The sequence below is a fragment of the Hyalangium sp. genome (genome assembly GCF_035629615.1).
Classification (GTDB): Bacteria; Myxococcota; Myxococcia; order Myxococcales; family Myxococcaceae; genus Hyalangium.
In genome coordinates, this window is record NZ_DASPHO010000201.1 from 1 (window position 1) to 14,360 (window position 14,360).

A 14,360-nucleotide genomic window follows, 5' to 3' on the forward strand; every position below is an offset into this window, starting at 1 on the left:
CCGAACGTGATGACCTCGCCGTTGGCGACGGGGTCCTTCTTGTTGTGGTAGTTGCGCCCGCACTCCTTCTCCATCTCGTCGCCAGCCCAGCCCTCGGGCAGGCTGTGCACCAGCTCATGGGCCACGGTGTCCCACGTCTCGGAGGAGGGCATGAGGATGACCTTCCAGGACAGGGTCCGGGCCAGGCCGCTCCTGCCTTCCGGTTCCTTGGGCGTGGCCGTCACGCTCGACCCGACTGTCACCCCTGCAGCGCCCGAGCCGAAGATGGACCTGAAGTCTTCCCCCTTCATCACGGCCACCACCCGGCCCGCGCCGTCCAGAAAGGCGGAGGAGGCGAGGGAGTCGTTGAGCGCGGCCACGATCGCATCGATCCGGCGAGCCTCGAACCACTTCGAGCCGATCTCCTTGTCAATGAAGTTGCGGATGACCTTTTGCTCGGTGGGCAGTCCTCCCGCTCGGAGGGGGAAGAGGTCGGGGATGTACTTCGCCGAGTCGGTGACGATCGCCTCGGTGAGCTTCAGGAGGGCGTCCTCGGCCGCGGCATCCTTCGGAGGAGTGAGCATGACGGGCACGAAGTGGACCACCGGCCCTTGCGTGGGCACTGCGTCGACGACGTTGGACATCTGCAGCCCGGTGGGCGCTCCGGTCTCGCGGATCAGCTCGGCGATGATCTGGTGATTCGTGGCGATGTCGAACTTGAAGGGCTGGTCGGGCGGGAGCCCTTCGCGGACGGGGAGCTTGACCTCCCACGGTGAGTACTCCGGGGCGGGCGGTCCCTCCAGCGGCACCTGGGCCACCGTGGGGCTGGTGTAGATGGGCTTGGACCCGGCCGCGTTCTGCAGCGTGAACTTCATCCTCACCGGCACCGGGACGGTGCAGTTGGTCATCCCTTTGAGGACGATGAAGTCCCGGCTGTCCACGATGACCTGCTGCCCGTTGAGGCGGTAGTGATGCACGCCGAAGAGCAGCGTGTCCTTGTCCTTCACCATGGGAAGCTCGGCGTCGTAGACGACGTCGGTGCCAGGCCGGCGGGTGAGCTGCTTGCGCGGCCGATCCTCGAAGCTGGGGTCGTCCTGCCAGACGGCCTGGGTGGGAGAGAACCAGCCGTCGGTGACATAGGTAATGCAGGGCCGGTAGCTGGTGCCGTAGGAGGGAGTGCCGCCCGGCGTGCTGTGCGGCGTCTCCTCCGGAGGAGGTGTCGACGCGAGGGGCGTCGGCGCTTTCTCGCGAGTTCGTGAGGTGAGGGTCCATCCCCATGGCTCCAGCCAGGTGCCCGTGAAGGCGACGTACAGGCCGGTGGAGATGTCCGTGTAGCCGTCTGAGAAGAAGCCGAGCTGCGTGCGCGCGCCTCCCTCCACGCCAACGGCGAAGTCAGGGGTCAGGTAGCGCTTGAGGCCCACACCGATAGTAAGGGAGGTGGTGGGCGTGAGGTAGCCATCGGCAAGGCCGGACTGGCTCCCCAGCAGCAGGCCTCCGCCCAGGCCTGCCGAGCCGCAGACGCGGTTCTCTCCACGGCTGTAGGGGCACGTCCCCACCTCGGCGTCGAGCGACACAGAGGTCACCCCCGAGAAGTCGTTGAAGGGGGCGATGGCGGTGGAGAACCCCAGGCGCAGATCGAAAGAGAAGTCAGGGCGCAGCACGCCGACCCGGACGCTCGGGCTGAACGTACTGGCCGCGGGGAAGGCATAGCTGGGTTTCCAGCCGAGGGTGATGGCGTTGGCGCCGAGCACGGGCTCGATGAAGGGTGTCGAGGCCTTGGGGGCCTCGCCGGACGGCGACGTCGGAGCCGTGGTGGTGCCCGTCCCAGGAGTCGTGGGTGTTCCCGTTCCTGTCGCGGAGCCTGGCGTGCCGTCTGGACATGGGCACATCCGGGGCCCCGGCGCTGGAGTCGGCACGGGTGAAGCCTGGGCGAATGCCACCCAGGGCAGCAGAAGCCCCAGGCCAGCAAGGAGTCTCACGGCGGCCAGCATGTCTCCCCCTCCGAGTGCGTCGCCAGAGAGCTGCCGGGCGTCGCGGCTGGGAGCATCGCATGCTGGCGGGCAGGACACACGTCGCGCTGGCCGCCGTCGAGACGCTGCCCAGCTCACAGGATGACCCAGGGGCCGGGACTAGGAGCCTGTCGGAGCGGGCGAAGTCCGTGGCTCCTGCTGGAACTCGACTTCGGAGCCCAGCACCAGCAGCCCCCGAGGTGAACGCTCGGAGGCTCTGGCGCTGAGAACTTCAGGTGCGACCGCTAACGCGCCAGCAGGGTGCTGGCCCTGCCTCCGTGGGTGGCAGGGGAGAAGTCGAAGGCGGAGGCCTGCGGCGCATCAGGCACATTGCCCGAGACCAAGGGGCTGCTCGCGGCGGCGTTGGAGGAGCCAAGCCAGGTCGACAGGCCCCAGATGAGCATCGGAAACCCGATGGCCGCGGGCAGGAAGACACCGGTGCAGAACGCTCCACCGCCCTCACTGCACTTGGGGGCACCCGCTGCGATGTTGATGGCCCCATAGGTGCTCAGGAGCAGCCCGACCACGGCAGAGGCATTGCCCGGGTGATCGATGTCGGTGATGTCCGATCTCGAGATGCTGACCTCCGAGCCCCCGTTCGTCTGGACCACGACGGCTCCCGGAGTGCTGCGTTGGATCTTCGCTTCGAGCTCCCTGCCATTGGTGCGGGAGATCGAAGCGGTGGTCGAGCAGCCGCTGATCAAGATCGATGCAAGAAGCGTCACGGTGATTTTCGTCGACATGGATGGAGTCCCCCCTGGACTGGTTTACAGGAGCGGTTGGGTCGCTCCTGGCACGGCATGAGGGGGTGTTCGGTTGAAATTCCCCCCTCGAAAGAGAAGAGCCGACGAGGGGACGAGTCATTCAGACAAAAGACATTGTGGCCATGGCCTACACCTTGCCTGTGCTGCGGTGGGCCGCGGCCACAGCTCACTCGGACGGGGAGGGGGCGCTCCGCTTCTCGAGGATCAGGGCACACCATGCGGAGCGGGGCGGCCATGGGCTCAGGGTGACGGACGTAGGAGACACTCCCTGAGCCACCTATGGCTTGCGAGCCTGATACTCAGCCTCCACCTGCTTGTGGGGAATCCCGTCCGCACCGAACAGCGGCTTGGCTCTGCCGAGGGCGACGAGGCTGAGAATGCCCAGCAGCGTCCCATAGGGGATGCTCGCCAGAGGAGGGACAGACAGCAGCATGCAGACGGTGCGTCCCCAGGCTGGGCGGGCCCAGGCGCTGTAGGGCCCCAGCAGCGCGACGGCCAGGCCGTACGGGACCAGCACGAGCCCCAGCTCATTGTCTCTCCCGGGGTCGCCTATCAGCGTCCCACCGAAGACAACAGTGACGATGCCGCTGAACGCCCAGAGGAAACCCAGGGAACGGAGCGAGCGCGAGATGCTTCGCAGGCTCTTGAGCTGAACGAAGCCAAGCGCCTTCAGCGACGGATGCTCAATGGTGGCATCCACATGGCTCAAAGGTACGGCAACAGCAGTGATGTCGGTCATGATCTGCCCTCAGGTACGCGGTCCGAGGGCTTGAACGGAGACATGCCACCTCAGCAACTCACCGGACCCTCACAGGGACAGAGCCGGTGAAGCGGCCAGTCATTCAGGAATTCTTCGGCAGAGCAACGCCGAGGGCTCGCGACCCAGGCGAAGGAGGGAGCACGCCGACAGCCGGGCAGGTAGATCTCACGCGTGGGTGGGAGGGATGCCGTACACCCAGGGCGTGAAGACCGGACTGTGGAAGTTCTACCTGCTCAATGGTGTCCTCCGGGCAACGGGCAGGTTCTCCCACGGCCAGATGACCGGACTGTGGAAGAGGTACCACAAGAACGGTGAACTCTACGACGGAGGCCGCTACGTGGACGGCAAGAAGACCGGCACCTGGAAGTACTATGACGCCCGCGGGATGTTGATTCGCACGAAGGAATACTGAGCAGGCCCACGGGGTGTTCAATGAGCAAGGTCCCAGTCCTCGCGTTCTGGCTCGCGCTGTCACTGTCAGCGTGCACGTCGTCGTCCAATGGGCAGGTCATCCCCCCCATTCCCGAGCCGACGATCTCGGGAGATCCCATCCCGACCTCGCGGGGGGACCTGATCATCCACCCGATCAACCACGCCACCTTCGTCATGCAGTGGGCGGGCAAGATGATCTACGTCGACCCGGTCGGCGGCGCCGCGCGCTTCGAAGGACTTCCCCCTCCTGATCTGATCCTCGTGACCGACATTCACGGCGATCACATGAATGCGGACACGCTGACGGCCATTGTTCAGGCGGGTACCGTGATCGTCGCGCCCCAGGCCGTGCGCGATGCCCTGCCTGCAGCGCTCCACGGGGCGACCCAGCTCCTCGCCAATGGAGGGACGCAGTCCTTGATGGACATCGGCGTGGAGGCGATCCCGATGTACAACCTCACGCCGGAGCGCCTCCAGTACCACGCGAAGGGCCGTGGCAATGGCTACGTCCTGACCGTCGGCGGCAAGCGCCTCTATATCGCCGGCGACACGGAGGACATTCCCGAGATGAGGCAGCTGCGCGACATCGACGTCGCCTTCGTTCCGATGAACCTGCCCTTCACCATGATCGTGGAGCAGGCGGCGGACGCGGTGCGCGAGTTCAAGCCGAAGATCGTCTACCCCTACCATTCACGCGGCAGTGATCTGGACGAGTTCACCCGGCTCGTCGGCACGGATGTGGGAGTCGAGGTGCGTGTGCGGCAGTGGTACTGACGGGAGCACACACGCTCGGAGGTCCCATGTCTCGGCGCGGCCTCCCCGGCAGTGCGCTCTGGCCGAACCTGTCTGCTTGTCTGACAGGTTTGCCGGGCGCGCCGCCAGCAGGGGCGTCAGTCCCAGTCCTCCAGGCGCCCAGGCGGGAGCGGTGACTGGGCAGCCCTCGTCCTACCTCGCTCTCCTCCGCGAGGCGTGTGGCGAGGTTGTCCAGCGCCGCCGCCGAAGTGCTACCTTGATCCACCATGCGAGATGGCGTCGCCTGCCTACAGCCTGGTAGCCCAGCATGAGGGGGGATGAGGCGTCCGAATACGTGGAGATGCTGTACGTGCGTTACGGATACCCCATCCGCAACCGCGTCTGCGCTCTGCTCAAGGATGCGCATGAGGCCGAGGACGTCATCCAGGACACCTTCATCGCGTTCATGCGCAGCGAGGCGCTGCTGCAGGGTACGGCTGCTCCTCTTCCCATGCTCTACCAGATCGCGACGAACAAGGCCGTGGATCGGCTCCGGCGCCGCTCTCGCTGGTCGGGCGTCCTGGGGCCGCTCGAGGTCGAGGATGCCGAAGCTCTTGGGGACGGACGGCAGCTCGCACCGTCCCACGCGGGGGGACTGGCTCGCATCGAGGCGCTGCAGGATCTGGCCATCCTCACCCGAGGCGAGGAGCCCGAGACCCTGACGGCCGCTGTCCTCTATTTTGTCGAGGGATGGACCCTGGAGGAGATCGCGCAGGCGCTGGGCACCTCGCGCAACGCCGTCTCCAAGCTGTTGCGCGAGTTTGCCGCGCGTGCCCGCGGGCGGGGAGATGACGAATGAAGCCAGAGGCTCGGTGCATCTCAGAGGCCTTGCTGGAGCTCTACTTTGCGGACGGGCTCGACGCTGAGACGAGAGCACGCTGCGATGCACTCCTTGCCGACTCTCCGGTGGACCGGGAGCGGCTCGAGGAGCTGCGCGCTGAGGCAGCAGCCATGCTGGCGCGGCACCCGGCTGCTGCCGTGGTGGCCCGGTTCCAGAGAGAGCGGGAGCACACCTTCACGGAGCAAGAGCGCGCACGGCTGCAGACTCTGTCCACGAACCTGAAGGAGCGGGTGCGCGGAAAAGAGGCGGTGAGCAGCTCGCCTGAGGTGCCCTCGTTCCTGGACACGTTCTTCCTTCCTGAAGCCATCGTTCTCACCCTGCCACCCATGGTGGTGAGCCAGACCCTTCGTGCCACGGAGCTGCTGAAGACGTGGTTTGCCCCTGTTGAGCTCGGGCCCCAGGGCTTGCCTGTGGTGTTGCTGGAGCGGTTGAGGGCGTTCGCGAGTGCTCCCCAAGGGGCGGGGGACCCGCAGGAGATCTGGGAACGGCAAGGGCTGGATCGGCGCTTGAAGGTGGCGTTTCGCCGCATGCAGGAACAGGAGGGCCGCAAGCTCTGGGCGCTGTTCCTCCATGAGGAAGTGAGAGTGGAAGAGCTCGCGGTACCGCAGCCATGGCGTGAGGTGCTCACTTCACGCGAGGTGCAGGTGATGGAAGGTGTCCTCAAGGGCTGGGACAACGAGTTGCTTGCCGAGCACCTGAAGTGTTCGGTGGGGACCGTGAAGAAGCACGTGCAGCGCATCTTCGACAAGCTGGGCGTCGGCAGCAGGAGCGCTCTGATCGAGAAGGCGGCCCGTACCCAGCGCAGCGAGGGGAGGAAGGAAGAGCCTCCGCGCGAGCGCCGAGGCGGCAAGGGCATCAAGAAAGGATGAGCACGGTGGCCACTGCGTTGCCGGCGAAGGCGGTGCTGCCTCTGCCTGCTCGCTCCATGGCCGCCCAGGCCCAGCGCCTGCCTGAGAGAACAACTGCCAGGCAGAAGGGGTGGGCAAGAAGGAAAAAGCAGGGTAGATGCGTTGGCTGATGGTGTCCTACCCCATGCCGCTGTGCGTGGCGCCGATGATGGACTGGACGGACCGGAACTGCCGGTTCTTCCACCGCCAGATCAGCCGGCACGCGCTGCTCTACACGGAGATGCTGACGACCGGCGCTGTCATTCACGGCGACCGCGAGCGGCTGCTGGGCTTCTCTCCCGCGGAGCACCCGGTGGCCATCCAGCTGGGAGGCTCGGAGCCTGATCAGCTCGCCAAGGCCGCGCGCATCGCCGAGGAGTGGGGCTATGACGAGGTCAACCTCAACGTGGGCTGCCCGAGCGATCGCGTGCAGTCGGGCCGCTTCGGCGCGTGCTTGATGGCCGAGCCCGAGCTCGTCGCGCGGCTGGTCTCCGCGATGCGCGAGGCCGTGCGCATCCCCGTCACGGTCAAGTCGCGGCTGGCCATCGACGAGCTGGAGGAGTGGCCGACGATCGAGAACTTCGTGCGGCTCGTCTCGGCGGCGGGCTGCCAGCGCTTCATCGTGCATGCGCGCAAGGCGTGGCTCCAGGGGCTGAGCCCCAAGGAGAACCGGGACGTTCCACCGCTGCGCTACGAGCTGGTCCATCGGCTCAAGGCCGAGTTCCCCCACCTCGATATCAGCCTGAACGGGGGCGTGAAGAGCCTGGATGCCGCGGCCGAGCACCTGCGGCAGGTGGATGGAGTGATGATCGGCCGCGCGGCCTACGAGAACCCGTACCTCCTGGCCGAGGCCGACCGGCGGTTCTTCGGGGCCACGGAGCCCCCGCGCGAGCGCCATGCCGTGGTGGAGGCGATGCTCCCCTATATGGAGGAGCGCCTGCGGCAGGGGGCGCCGCTCAGCGCCATCACCCGGCACATGCTGGGGCTGTTCCAGGGCCTGCCGGGTGCTCGGGCCTGGCGCAGGTACCTGAGCGAGAACGTGCACAAGCCCGGCGCGGGCCCCGAGGTGGTCTCCGCCGCGCTCGCGATGGTGCGGCGCAGTGCCCCGGCCGACGTCGCGGCCTAGGAGAACAGCTCGAGCAGGTCCTCGCGGGTGATGGCCGTCGCCGCCGCCGCTTCGCTCAGAGCCGCCTCGAAGAGCGCGCGCTTCTTCTCCTGAAGCCCGAGGATCTTCTCCTCCACCGTTCCCTGCGCCACCAGGCGGTACACCATCACCGGCCGCTCCTGGCCGATGCGGTGGGCTCGGTCCGCCGCCTGCGCTTCCACCTGAGGGTTCCACCACGGATCCATCAGGAACACGTGGTCCGCCGCGGTGAGGTTCAAGCCCGTCCCGCCGGCCTTGAGTGACATCAGCATCACCGGTGCGCTCTCGCCGGACTGGAAGCGTGCTGTCACCTCTCCGCGATTCGGCGTCGAACCGTCCAGGCGCTCGAAGGTGATTCCCGCTCCCTTGAGCGGCGGCTCGATCAGATCGAGCAGCGAGGTCCACTGGGAGAACACCAGCGCCTTGTGGCCCTCCGAGACCGCGGTGCTGAGCGCCTCCACGAGCGTCTGGACCTTCGACGACGTGTGGGCCTGCTGGCCGGGGACGAGCGCCGAGTGGCAGGCGGCCTGGCGCAGCCGGAGCAGCGCCTCCAGCGCCTTGAGCACGCTGCCCCCCTCGTTGAGCAGGGCGATCACTTCCTTGCGCGTCCCCGCCATCACCGCGTCGTAGACGGCCCGCTCCCGCTCATCCAGCGACACGTGCATCACGGACTCGGTGCGCGGCGGCAGCTCCGGCGCGACGTCTCGCTTGAGCCTCCGGAGGATGAAGGGCCGGATGCGCCGGCGCAGCCGCTCCGCAGGCTCGGTTTTCCCCTCTCCGATCGGCCGCGCCACCTGCTCATCGAACTGGCGGCGTCCACCGAGGAGGCCCGGGTTCGCGTAGTGCATCAGGCTCCAGAGCTCCTCCAGCCGGTTCTCCAGCGGCGTGCCGCTCAGCGCCAGCCGGAAGTTCGCCTGGAGCCCGAACGCCGCGCGCGTCACCTGGCTGTCCGGGTTCTTGATGGCCTGGGCCTCGTCCAGGACGACCGCGTCCCACGTGCGCCCCGAGAGCATGGCCGCATCCAACCGGAGGATGGAGTACGTGGTGAGCGTCACGTCGGCGGCCTCGTCCAGGGTACGGCCGGGCCCGTGGTATGTGCAGACCTTGAGCGAGGGACGGAAGCGCTGGATCTCCGCGGCCCAGTTCGGCAACACGCTGGTGGGGCAGACGACGAGAGAGCGAGGACCCAGCACGCACAGCGTCTGCAGCGTCTTTCCAAGGCCCATGTCGTCCGCGAGGATTCCTCCCAGCCCCGCGGACCGGAGGAAGCCGAGCCAGCTCACGCCCTGCTGCTGGTAGTGGCGCAGCGTCGCGGTGAGATCGCCTGGCAGCGTTGGCGCCGGGAGCTTCTCGAAGCCTTCGATCATCGGTGCCAGCCGGTCCAGCCCCGGCGGAGGCGGCTGCTCCAGCGTCTCGCACAGCGCTCCCAGCTCTGGCAGGGCGTGGTTCGCGACCTTGCCGTCCGTCTGCCGCGCCGCCAGCAGATCCGCGACGCGCTGCCCGTGCTTGTCCAGCCACGCCCGAGGCAGCGGCGCCCAGCCTCCCCCCTCCAGCGGAACGAGCCCCAGCCCCTCCGTCCACGCACGGATCACCGCCGCCGCGTCCACGGTCTGCGGCTCGCCCTTGCCACCCTCCACCTGGAACTCCAGCGTGAAGCGCACCTCGGGGATGCCCGCCCCTGGGGCAGAGGCGTCCACCCGGAGCAGCGGCCGGAGCCGGACGTCCGGGCTCACGAGTCCCGCCGCGTCTCCGGTGAGATCTCCGCGCCAGCGCCGGAGCTTGTCCGCCCAGCGCACCATCTCCGGGCCCTGCACGGTCAGCCGCCGGCCGGGGACCAGGTTCAGCTCGTCCCGGAGCTGGTGCACGAGGCGCTGCTCCGCCGCTTCGTCCCGCAGCGGCACGGCCCCGCGCAGGTAGACCATGCGGCCGTTGTCGATCCGCACCGACGGTGGCGCGCCATAGACGAGGGTGGGCAGGGCGGACAGCCCCGCCTCCAGCTGCTGGAGCTCCAGCTGCATGCGCGGCTTCAGCTCGCGATCGATGGGCGGCAGGCGCCGGCTGCGGACCTCGATCGGGAGGCGCCGGGCCAGATCCGGGAGCACCTTCGAGGCGACCTCACCGAGCTGCTCGGGCCCGAAGGTGCGGACGACCGGAAGGTTCTGGAGCCACGGTCCCGTCATCGACGTCTCACCCAGGCGGGCCAGCGCGTCGCCGACCAGCACGACTCCCGGGCTGAGCACCTCTACCACGCGCGGATCGCGTGTCACCGTCACGACCAGCTGTGCGCCGCGGTCCTCCACGACGGCCCGTGGGAGGACGAGCTCCTCCGAGACGGCGACGGGCCGTCCATCGAGCAGGACGTTGCGCGCCGGCTGGAGCGCCGTGAGGAGTGCGTCCAGCTTCTCGGGAGAGAGCGCCCCCCTCGTGCGGCGCTCCAGGAGACGATCCGTGACGAGGTCTGACTGCTCCAACTGCAGCGTCGCGGCCTGGCCCGGCTGGGCCATGAGGGAGGCCAGGCTCCCCTCGAGGGGCTCCTCCTTCCCATCCGCGTGCGCGAGGGCTCGCTGAAGCTCCAGGCCACCCGAGACGCGCGTGAAGCGGTACACCACGCGGGACCACCGGCTCGAGGTCGTCACCAGCGGGATCTCCTGAGTCTCCGCCTGCTGGAGGGAGATGGCCGCCGCCACGACGTGCTCGCACGGATCCACGCGGCCTGGGCAGTCGCACTCCCAGGCCTCGTCGCCCGGATACAGGACGACGGTGAGGGCGACCGAGCGCCCCGGGGCTCGCACCCTCAGCTCAATCTCGCTTGCGGTACGGGCCTGGAGCGCGACGGCCCCAGAGCGAGCGAGGTTCACCCCTTGGGACCAGATCCCGGGGCGGGCTTCCTTCCGAACGGCTTCGAGCAGTTGAACGGTCGCGGACATGGGGGAGCCGCTTCCCTATGCTCTCCAGGGTGCGTCGCGCAATGCCGATGCGCCTTCCTGCTTCTCCAGTGTTCAGGGGGACGACCCGGATTCATCGGGGTCGCCTGCTCGTCTTGCGGCGGACCGTCTCAGTGCCCCCAGCCAGTCCGAAAATCGCGCCCAGCTTGTGGCCAGAGGAGGGTCGTCATGAACGATCTGCAGACGGCAAAGGGATTGGGCGTTTTCAGCGTGGCTCTGGGGCTGACTCAGCTTGCGGCCCCCCACTGGCTGGGGAGAACGACGGGAGCCGGTGAGCATCCCGCCTTGATGCGGGTGTGTGGCGCACGGGAGCTTGCCGCAGGTATCGGCATTCTCTCGGGACGCAGGCCCGCTGCCGCACTCTGGGCGCGTGTCGCCGGTGATGTCATCGACATCGGTTTGCTCGGCGTGGCGCTGGTCAAGAACGCCCGGCGCGGCCGGTTGGCGCTGATCCTGGGCTCGGTCCTGGGCATCACCCTGCTGGACCTGATCGCCGCCCGGCGCCTGAAAGGCGAGTAGTGCCCCGGCTCAGCGCTGGGGAGGCTCGGTTGTCTTGGACACGGCGGCCGAGCCTTTCTTCCGAGGAAGGATCGATCGGCGGGGGCCTCGGAGGGCGACGCCCAGCAGCAAGGCCCCGGGCAGGAGCATGCCCAGCCCCTGGCTGAGGTTGTCCGGCGGGCGGGCCACCATGCCAAGCACCAGCGCGGCGAAGAGCAGCCCACATACCAGTCGGATGACGAGCGAAGTCACAGAGCGGACTCTACTCCAAGCTCCGCTGCCTTGGCTCAGTGTGCGTGGGCTGAAGCCAGGGCAGGGGAGGGAACTCAGGCCACCTTGCGCGGGAGGCGCTCCAGCCTCAGCCGGTGTAGGGCGTGGCGAACTCTCCCCACCGTCCGTTGGGCTGCAGCCCCGTCCCGGGGTTCTGGGTGCGGTTGGCCGCGGTGCGCAGCTCCCGGGCGGACTTCGCCAGGGACTCGATGGACAGCACGAGCGCGTTGAGCTGCGCATCCTCTGCCCCCTCCAGGCGCTGGAGCCACGTGCGCATGAAGCGGACGGCGTAGAGCACCTCGTCCCGGTCGAAGATCTCGCCTGTCTTCCGCAGATCCTCCTCCACCAGGTAGATGAACATCCGAGCGAAGTTGGCGAACATCCGGTCATGCACCGGGCGCCGGGTGCTGCCCGTGGGCGGCGGGCTGAAGTTGTCGCGCAGCTGCTTGAAGCTGAAGGTGCGGACGCTGGCGAGCTTCCCCGTCCCGGCGCGGAAGCCCGGCGCCTCCATCCACTCGTGTGCCGCCGACTTCTCCACCGCCATCTTGGCGACGATGAAGGCGTGGTGGACGTCGTACTGGGGCAGCAGGACGGACTCCAGGTAGTCCCCGATGAAGGTGGCGAAGCTCTCACCCTCGTAGAGCAGCCCCGGATCCCTCAGAAAGGACATGACGAACCATGTCTGCTGGAACACCTCGCTCTGCTTGAGGCGGGCCTCGGTGTAGGACGGGTTGCTGTGGATGCTCTGGTCGACGAGCGGGGGCAGCACGGTGCAGGGGTGCGCTCCGTTGTCGCACGTCACCGGAAGGCGGCGGGCCAGGGGCTGGATGCGGAGGTAGTCGCCCGTCTCCCAGATGGGGTTGCGGGCGATGAGCTTCTCCAGGTGATCGCGGAAGGGGACCTCCTCGGTGCCGGTGCGCTCGTCCACGAGCATGTCCGGGTAGCGGTGGGTCCCCTGGCGGAGCATGTGCTGGAAGACCTGGAGCGAGCGGTACTTGAGGCGCATCCACTCACAGGCCTTGGGATAGTCCGCGAGGTTGGCACCGCCGAGATCCGGGTTGCACGCCGTCATCGCACCGATGGCGTCGTAATAGCCCCAGAGGTTGCGGTCGCTCGGGTCAGCCAGGTACGCGTCCACGAGGCGGTACCACTCGGCGCTCGCGGCGGCTTTGGGGCTCGTGGCCATGTCGGGGAACCACTCGAAGACGGAGCGGTGCTCCTCTCCGTGGAGGCCGTCCTCGGAGAAGTGGTCGAACGGGAGGCCGAGGCGCAGGTGGCGCAGGTCGATGGCGAACAGCTCGTCATAGGCCTGGCGGGCCTTCTCCAGTGAGTCGATGCGCCCGGTGGCCCACAGGAGCTTCTGGTCGTTGACGAGGTGGTTCATGAAGGCCTCGTCCCGCTCGCTCTGGGACTGCGAGTCGTGGACGGGCAGGCTGGCCGTCTTCGCGGCGAAGGGCTCGTAAGCGGGCTGGAGCGGGCGGAAGCGCGCAGGGTGGAGCAGGCGCTTCATGTCATAGCGCTGCCGCTGCGCGTGGATGAAGCCGACGAGGGCATTTACCCGGGCCTCGTCGACGTGGGTGGCGGCGCGCCGGCGGATGTCCGCGTCCGTGTACCCGACGCGCGCCAGCTCGATGGCATCCGGGCTGTGGCAGCTGGCACAAGAGCCGCGCACGCCCTCGTAGCGCCAGGCCTCGAGGCCCGCGTTGTAGCGCGCCTGCAGCTCCGCGTCCGTCATCGCGGTGGCCGCAGTGTGAGGCGTGCCACAGCGGGGATCCGAGCCGACGGCCTCGGGGCAGAGCAGGGACTCGGGGTACTCGACGGCCTCGGGGACCGGAGTGACGGGCACCGGAGGCACCGGATCATCCGGACCGGGACCGGGTGGGAGGGGGGCTTTGTCGCCGCAGGCCACCAGCGCCAGCAGCACCCAGAGGGGGATGAGCCGTCTCGCGGAGGGAATCGGGGATGACAGCGAGAGGCCGATCTTCAGGGCTGGGCGCATGGGGGTGATCAAACGGGCAGGCGCGAAACCCGGTCAAGCCCTCAACTCTAGAAGTGGCCGGCGCGGGCCTCGTCGAAGTCCACCCGGTGCTTCATGTAGAGGGTGTCCAGCATGTGGTTGCTGATGGGGTTGAGGTTGCCGTCCGTGAAGCGGTGCACCACCGCGCCCTTACCCGCGTCCTTCAGGAACTGGAGCGGATCCACGCTGCCACCCAGTCCCGTGAGCGTGGGCACGGGGTCCGCGTTGTTGACGTAGTGCACGTACTGCGGCCCATCCGGGTACTTCGTCGAGGCCGCACCGAAGGTCTCGACTTTCAGGTGGCTCATCAGCCCTTCCACCTGGGCCTTGGACATCCCGTCCTCGAGGCGCAGGCGCTTCTCCACGTCGAAGAGGGCGCGCGCGGTGATGAGGCCGCCCTGGCTGTAGCCCATCAGGTGCACGTCCCGGCCAGCCTTCAGCTCCGAGTAGACGGTGTCCGCCAGCGTGTCCACGGCGGGGTTGGTGCCCTTGTCCAGCTTGTCCGTCACGCACTGGGCCAGATCCGTCGCCAGGCCCTGCGTGGAGTTGTGGATGCCCACCACCTTGGCGCCCGAGGTGTCCGCGATGGACTGCATCTCCTTCAGCTGCCCGTCCAGCGGCGTCATGATGCCGTTGACGTAGAGGATGGTCTCGTTGGGGTTCGCATTGCCCTTCGGGGTGACGCCCGGGATCTGGCTCAGCGGGGTGCCGGGCGGGAACGTCTGGCCCTGCGTCCCCACGAGCTTCCCGTCATGCAGGCGGTCCGGCTTGGCGTCGCCGCCGAAGAGCCGGTTGAGCTCCGCCGCGTGAGAGGCCTCGAACACGTCCAGGCCCATCTTCACGAAGCGCGGGATGTCGGCCAGGCCTCCCTTGGCCAGGTCCACCAACTTCCCCAGTGGATTCAAGGACTTGGACTCGGCGGCCGGGCTGGCGGTAGAGGTCCTCGCCGGGCTGAACGCGCTCTGGTTTCGGTTGATGGAAGTCACGTGAGGGCTCCTGCCAGGGACTCAAGAATGACGCAC

General features: G+C 68.0%; 12 protein-coding genes and 1 pseudogene. 6 read left to right on the forward strand and 7 right to left on the reverse strand.

Annotated elements, in window-relative coordinates; translation table 11 throughout:
- The 3 genes and pseudogenes from VD972_RS10225 to VD972_RS10235 all read right to left on the reverse strand — a co-directional run.
- A pseudogene (locus VD972_RS10225) lies at nucleotides 1-1,958 on the reverse strand (hypothetical protein); the annotation flags it as partial.
- Between the two features lie 275 nt (nucleotides 1,959-2,233).
- Nucleotides 2,234-2,731 (reverse strand): hypothetical protein, encoded by a 498-nt coding sequence (locus VD972_RS10230; protein ID WP_324984596.1) that lies wholly within the window; start codon nucleotides 2,729-2,731, stop codon nucleotides 2,234-2,236.
- 298 nt (nucleotides 2,732-3,029) lie between these two features.
- On the reverse strand, nucleotides 3,030-3,491 hold the full coding sequence (locus VD972_RS10235; protein WP_324984599.1) for a hypothetical protein: 462 nt from the start codon (nucleotides 3,489-3,491) through the stop codon (nucleotides 3,030-3,032).
- Nucleotides 3,492-3,696: 205 nt separating this feature from the next.
- On the opposite strand from VD972_RS10235, the gene VD972_RS10240 reads away from it, so the two are divergent.
- The 5 genes from VD972_RS10240 (at nucleotide 3,697) to dusA (ending at nucleotide 7,590) form a co-directional block, all read left to right on the forward strand.
- Nucleotides 3,697-3,924: a hypothetical protein gene (locus tag VD972_RS10240; protein ID WP_324984601.1), complete on the forward strand. Its 228-nt coding sequence runs from the start codon at nucleotides 3,697-3,699 to the stop codon at nucleotides 3,922-3,924.
- Nucleotides 3,925-3,944: 20 nt separating this feature from the next.
- A complete protein-coding gene (locus tag VD972_RS10245; protein ID WP_324984604.1) occupies nucleotides 3,945-4,718 on the forward strand; it encodes an MBL fold metallo-hydrolase in 774 nt (257 codons plus the stop codon).
- Nucleotides 4,719-5,046: 328 nt separating this feature from the next.
- On the forward strand, nucleotides 5,047-5,535 hold the full coding sequence (locus VD972_RS10250) for a sigma-70 family RNA polymerase sigma factor (RefSeq protein ID WP_324984607.1): 489 nt from the start codon (nucleotides 5,047-5,049) through the stop codon (nucleotides 5,533-5,535).
- Nucleotides 5,532-6,446: a response regulator transcription factor gene (locus VD972_RS10255; protein WP_324984610.1), complete on the forward strand. Its 915-nt coding sequence runs from the start codon at nucleotides 5,532-5,534 to the stop codon at nucleotides 6,444-6,446. Before VD972_RS10250 ends, VD972_RS10255 begins: the two co-directional genes overlap by 4 nt.
- 145 nt (nucleotides 6,447-6,591) lie before the next feature.
- Nucleotides 6,592-7,590: a tRNA dihydrouridine(20/20a) synthase DusA gene (dusA, locus tag VD972_RS10260; protein ID WP_324984659.1), complete on the forward strand. Its 999-nt coding sequence runs from the start codon at nucleotides 6,592-6,594 to the stop codon at nucleotides 7,588-7,590.
- Here dusA and VD972_RS10265 read toward each other — a convergent pair.
- Nucleotides 7,587-10,535 (reverse strand): DEAD/DEAH box helicase, encoded by a 2,949-nt coding sequence (locus VD972_RS10265; protein ID WP_324984613.1) that lies wholly within the window; start codon nucleotides 10,533-10,535, stop codon nucleotides 7,587-7,589. The two genes, dusA and VD972_RS10265, sit on opposite strands and share 4 nt — an antisense overlap.
- A 186-nt stretch (nucleotides 10,536-10,721) precedes the next feature.
- Here VD972_RS10265 and VD972_RS10270 point away from each other — a divergent pair, with 186 nt between their 5' ends.
- Nucleotides 10,722-11,072 (forward strand): hypothetical protein, encoded by a 351-nt coding sequence (locus VD972_RS10270; RefSeq protein WP_324984616.1) that lies wholly within the window; start codon nucleotides 10,722-10,724, stop codon nucleotides 11,070-11,072.
- Nucleotides 11,073-11,081: 9 nt separating this feature from the next.
- Here VD972_RS10270 and VD972_RS10275 read toward each other — a convergent pair whose 3' ends face one another.
- From VD972_RS10275 to VD972_RS10285, 3 genes are all read right to left on the reverse strand, one after another.
- The gene (locus tag VD972_RS10275) at nucleotides 11,082-11,303 is read right to left on the reverse strand and encodes a hypothetical protein (RefSeq protein WP_324984618.1); all 222 of its coding nucleotides are present in this window, start codon (nucleotides 11,301-11,303) and stop codon (nucleotides 11,082-11,084) included.
- A 106-nt stretch (nucleotides 11,304-11,409) separates the two neighbouring features.
- Complete coding sequence (locus tag VD972_RS10280) at nucleotides 11,410-13,320, reverse strand: hypothetical protein (RefSeq protein ID WP_324984620.1); 1,911 nt, start codon at nucleotides 13,318-13,320, stop codon at nucleotides 11,410-11,412.
- A gap of 47 nt (nucleotides 13,321-13,367) precedes the next feature.
- Nucleotides 13,368-14,324: a hypothetical protein gene (locus VD972_RS10285; RefSeq protein WP_324984623.1), complete on the reverse strand. Its 957-nt coding sequence runs from the start codon at nucleotides 14,322-14,324 to the stop codon at nucleotides 13,368-13,370.
- Nucleotides 14,325-14,360: the final 36 nt, after the last annotated feature.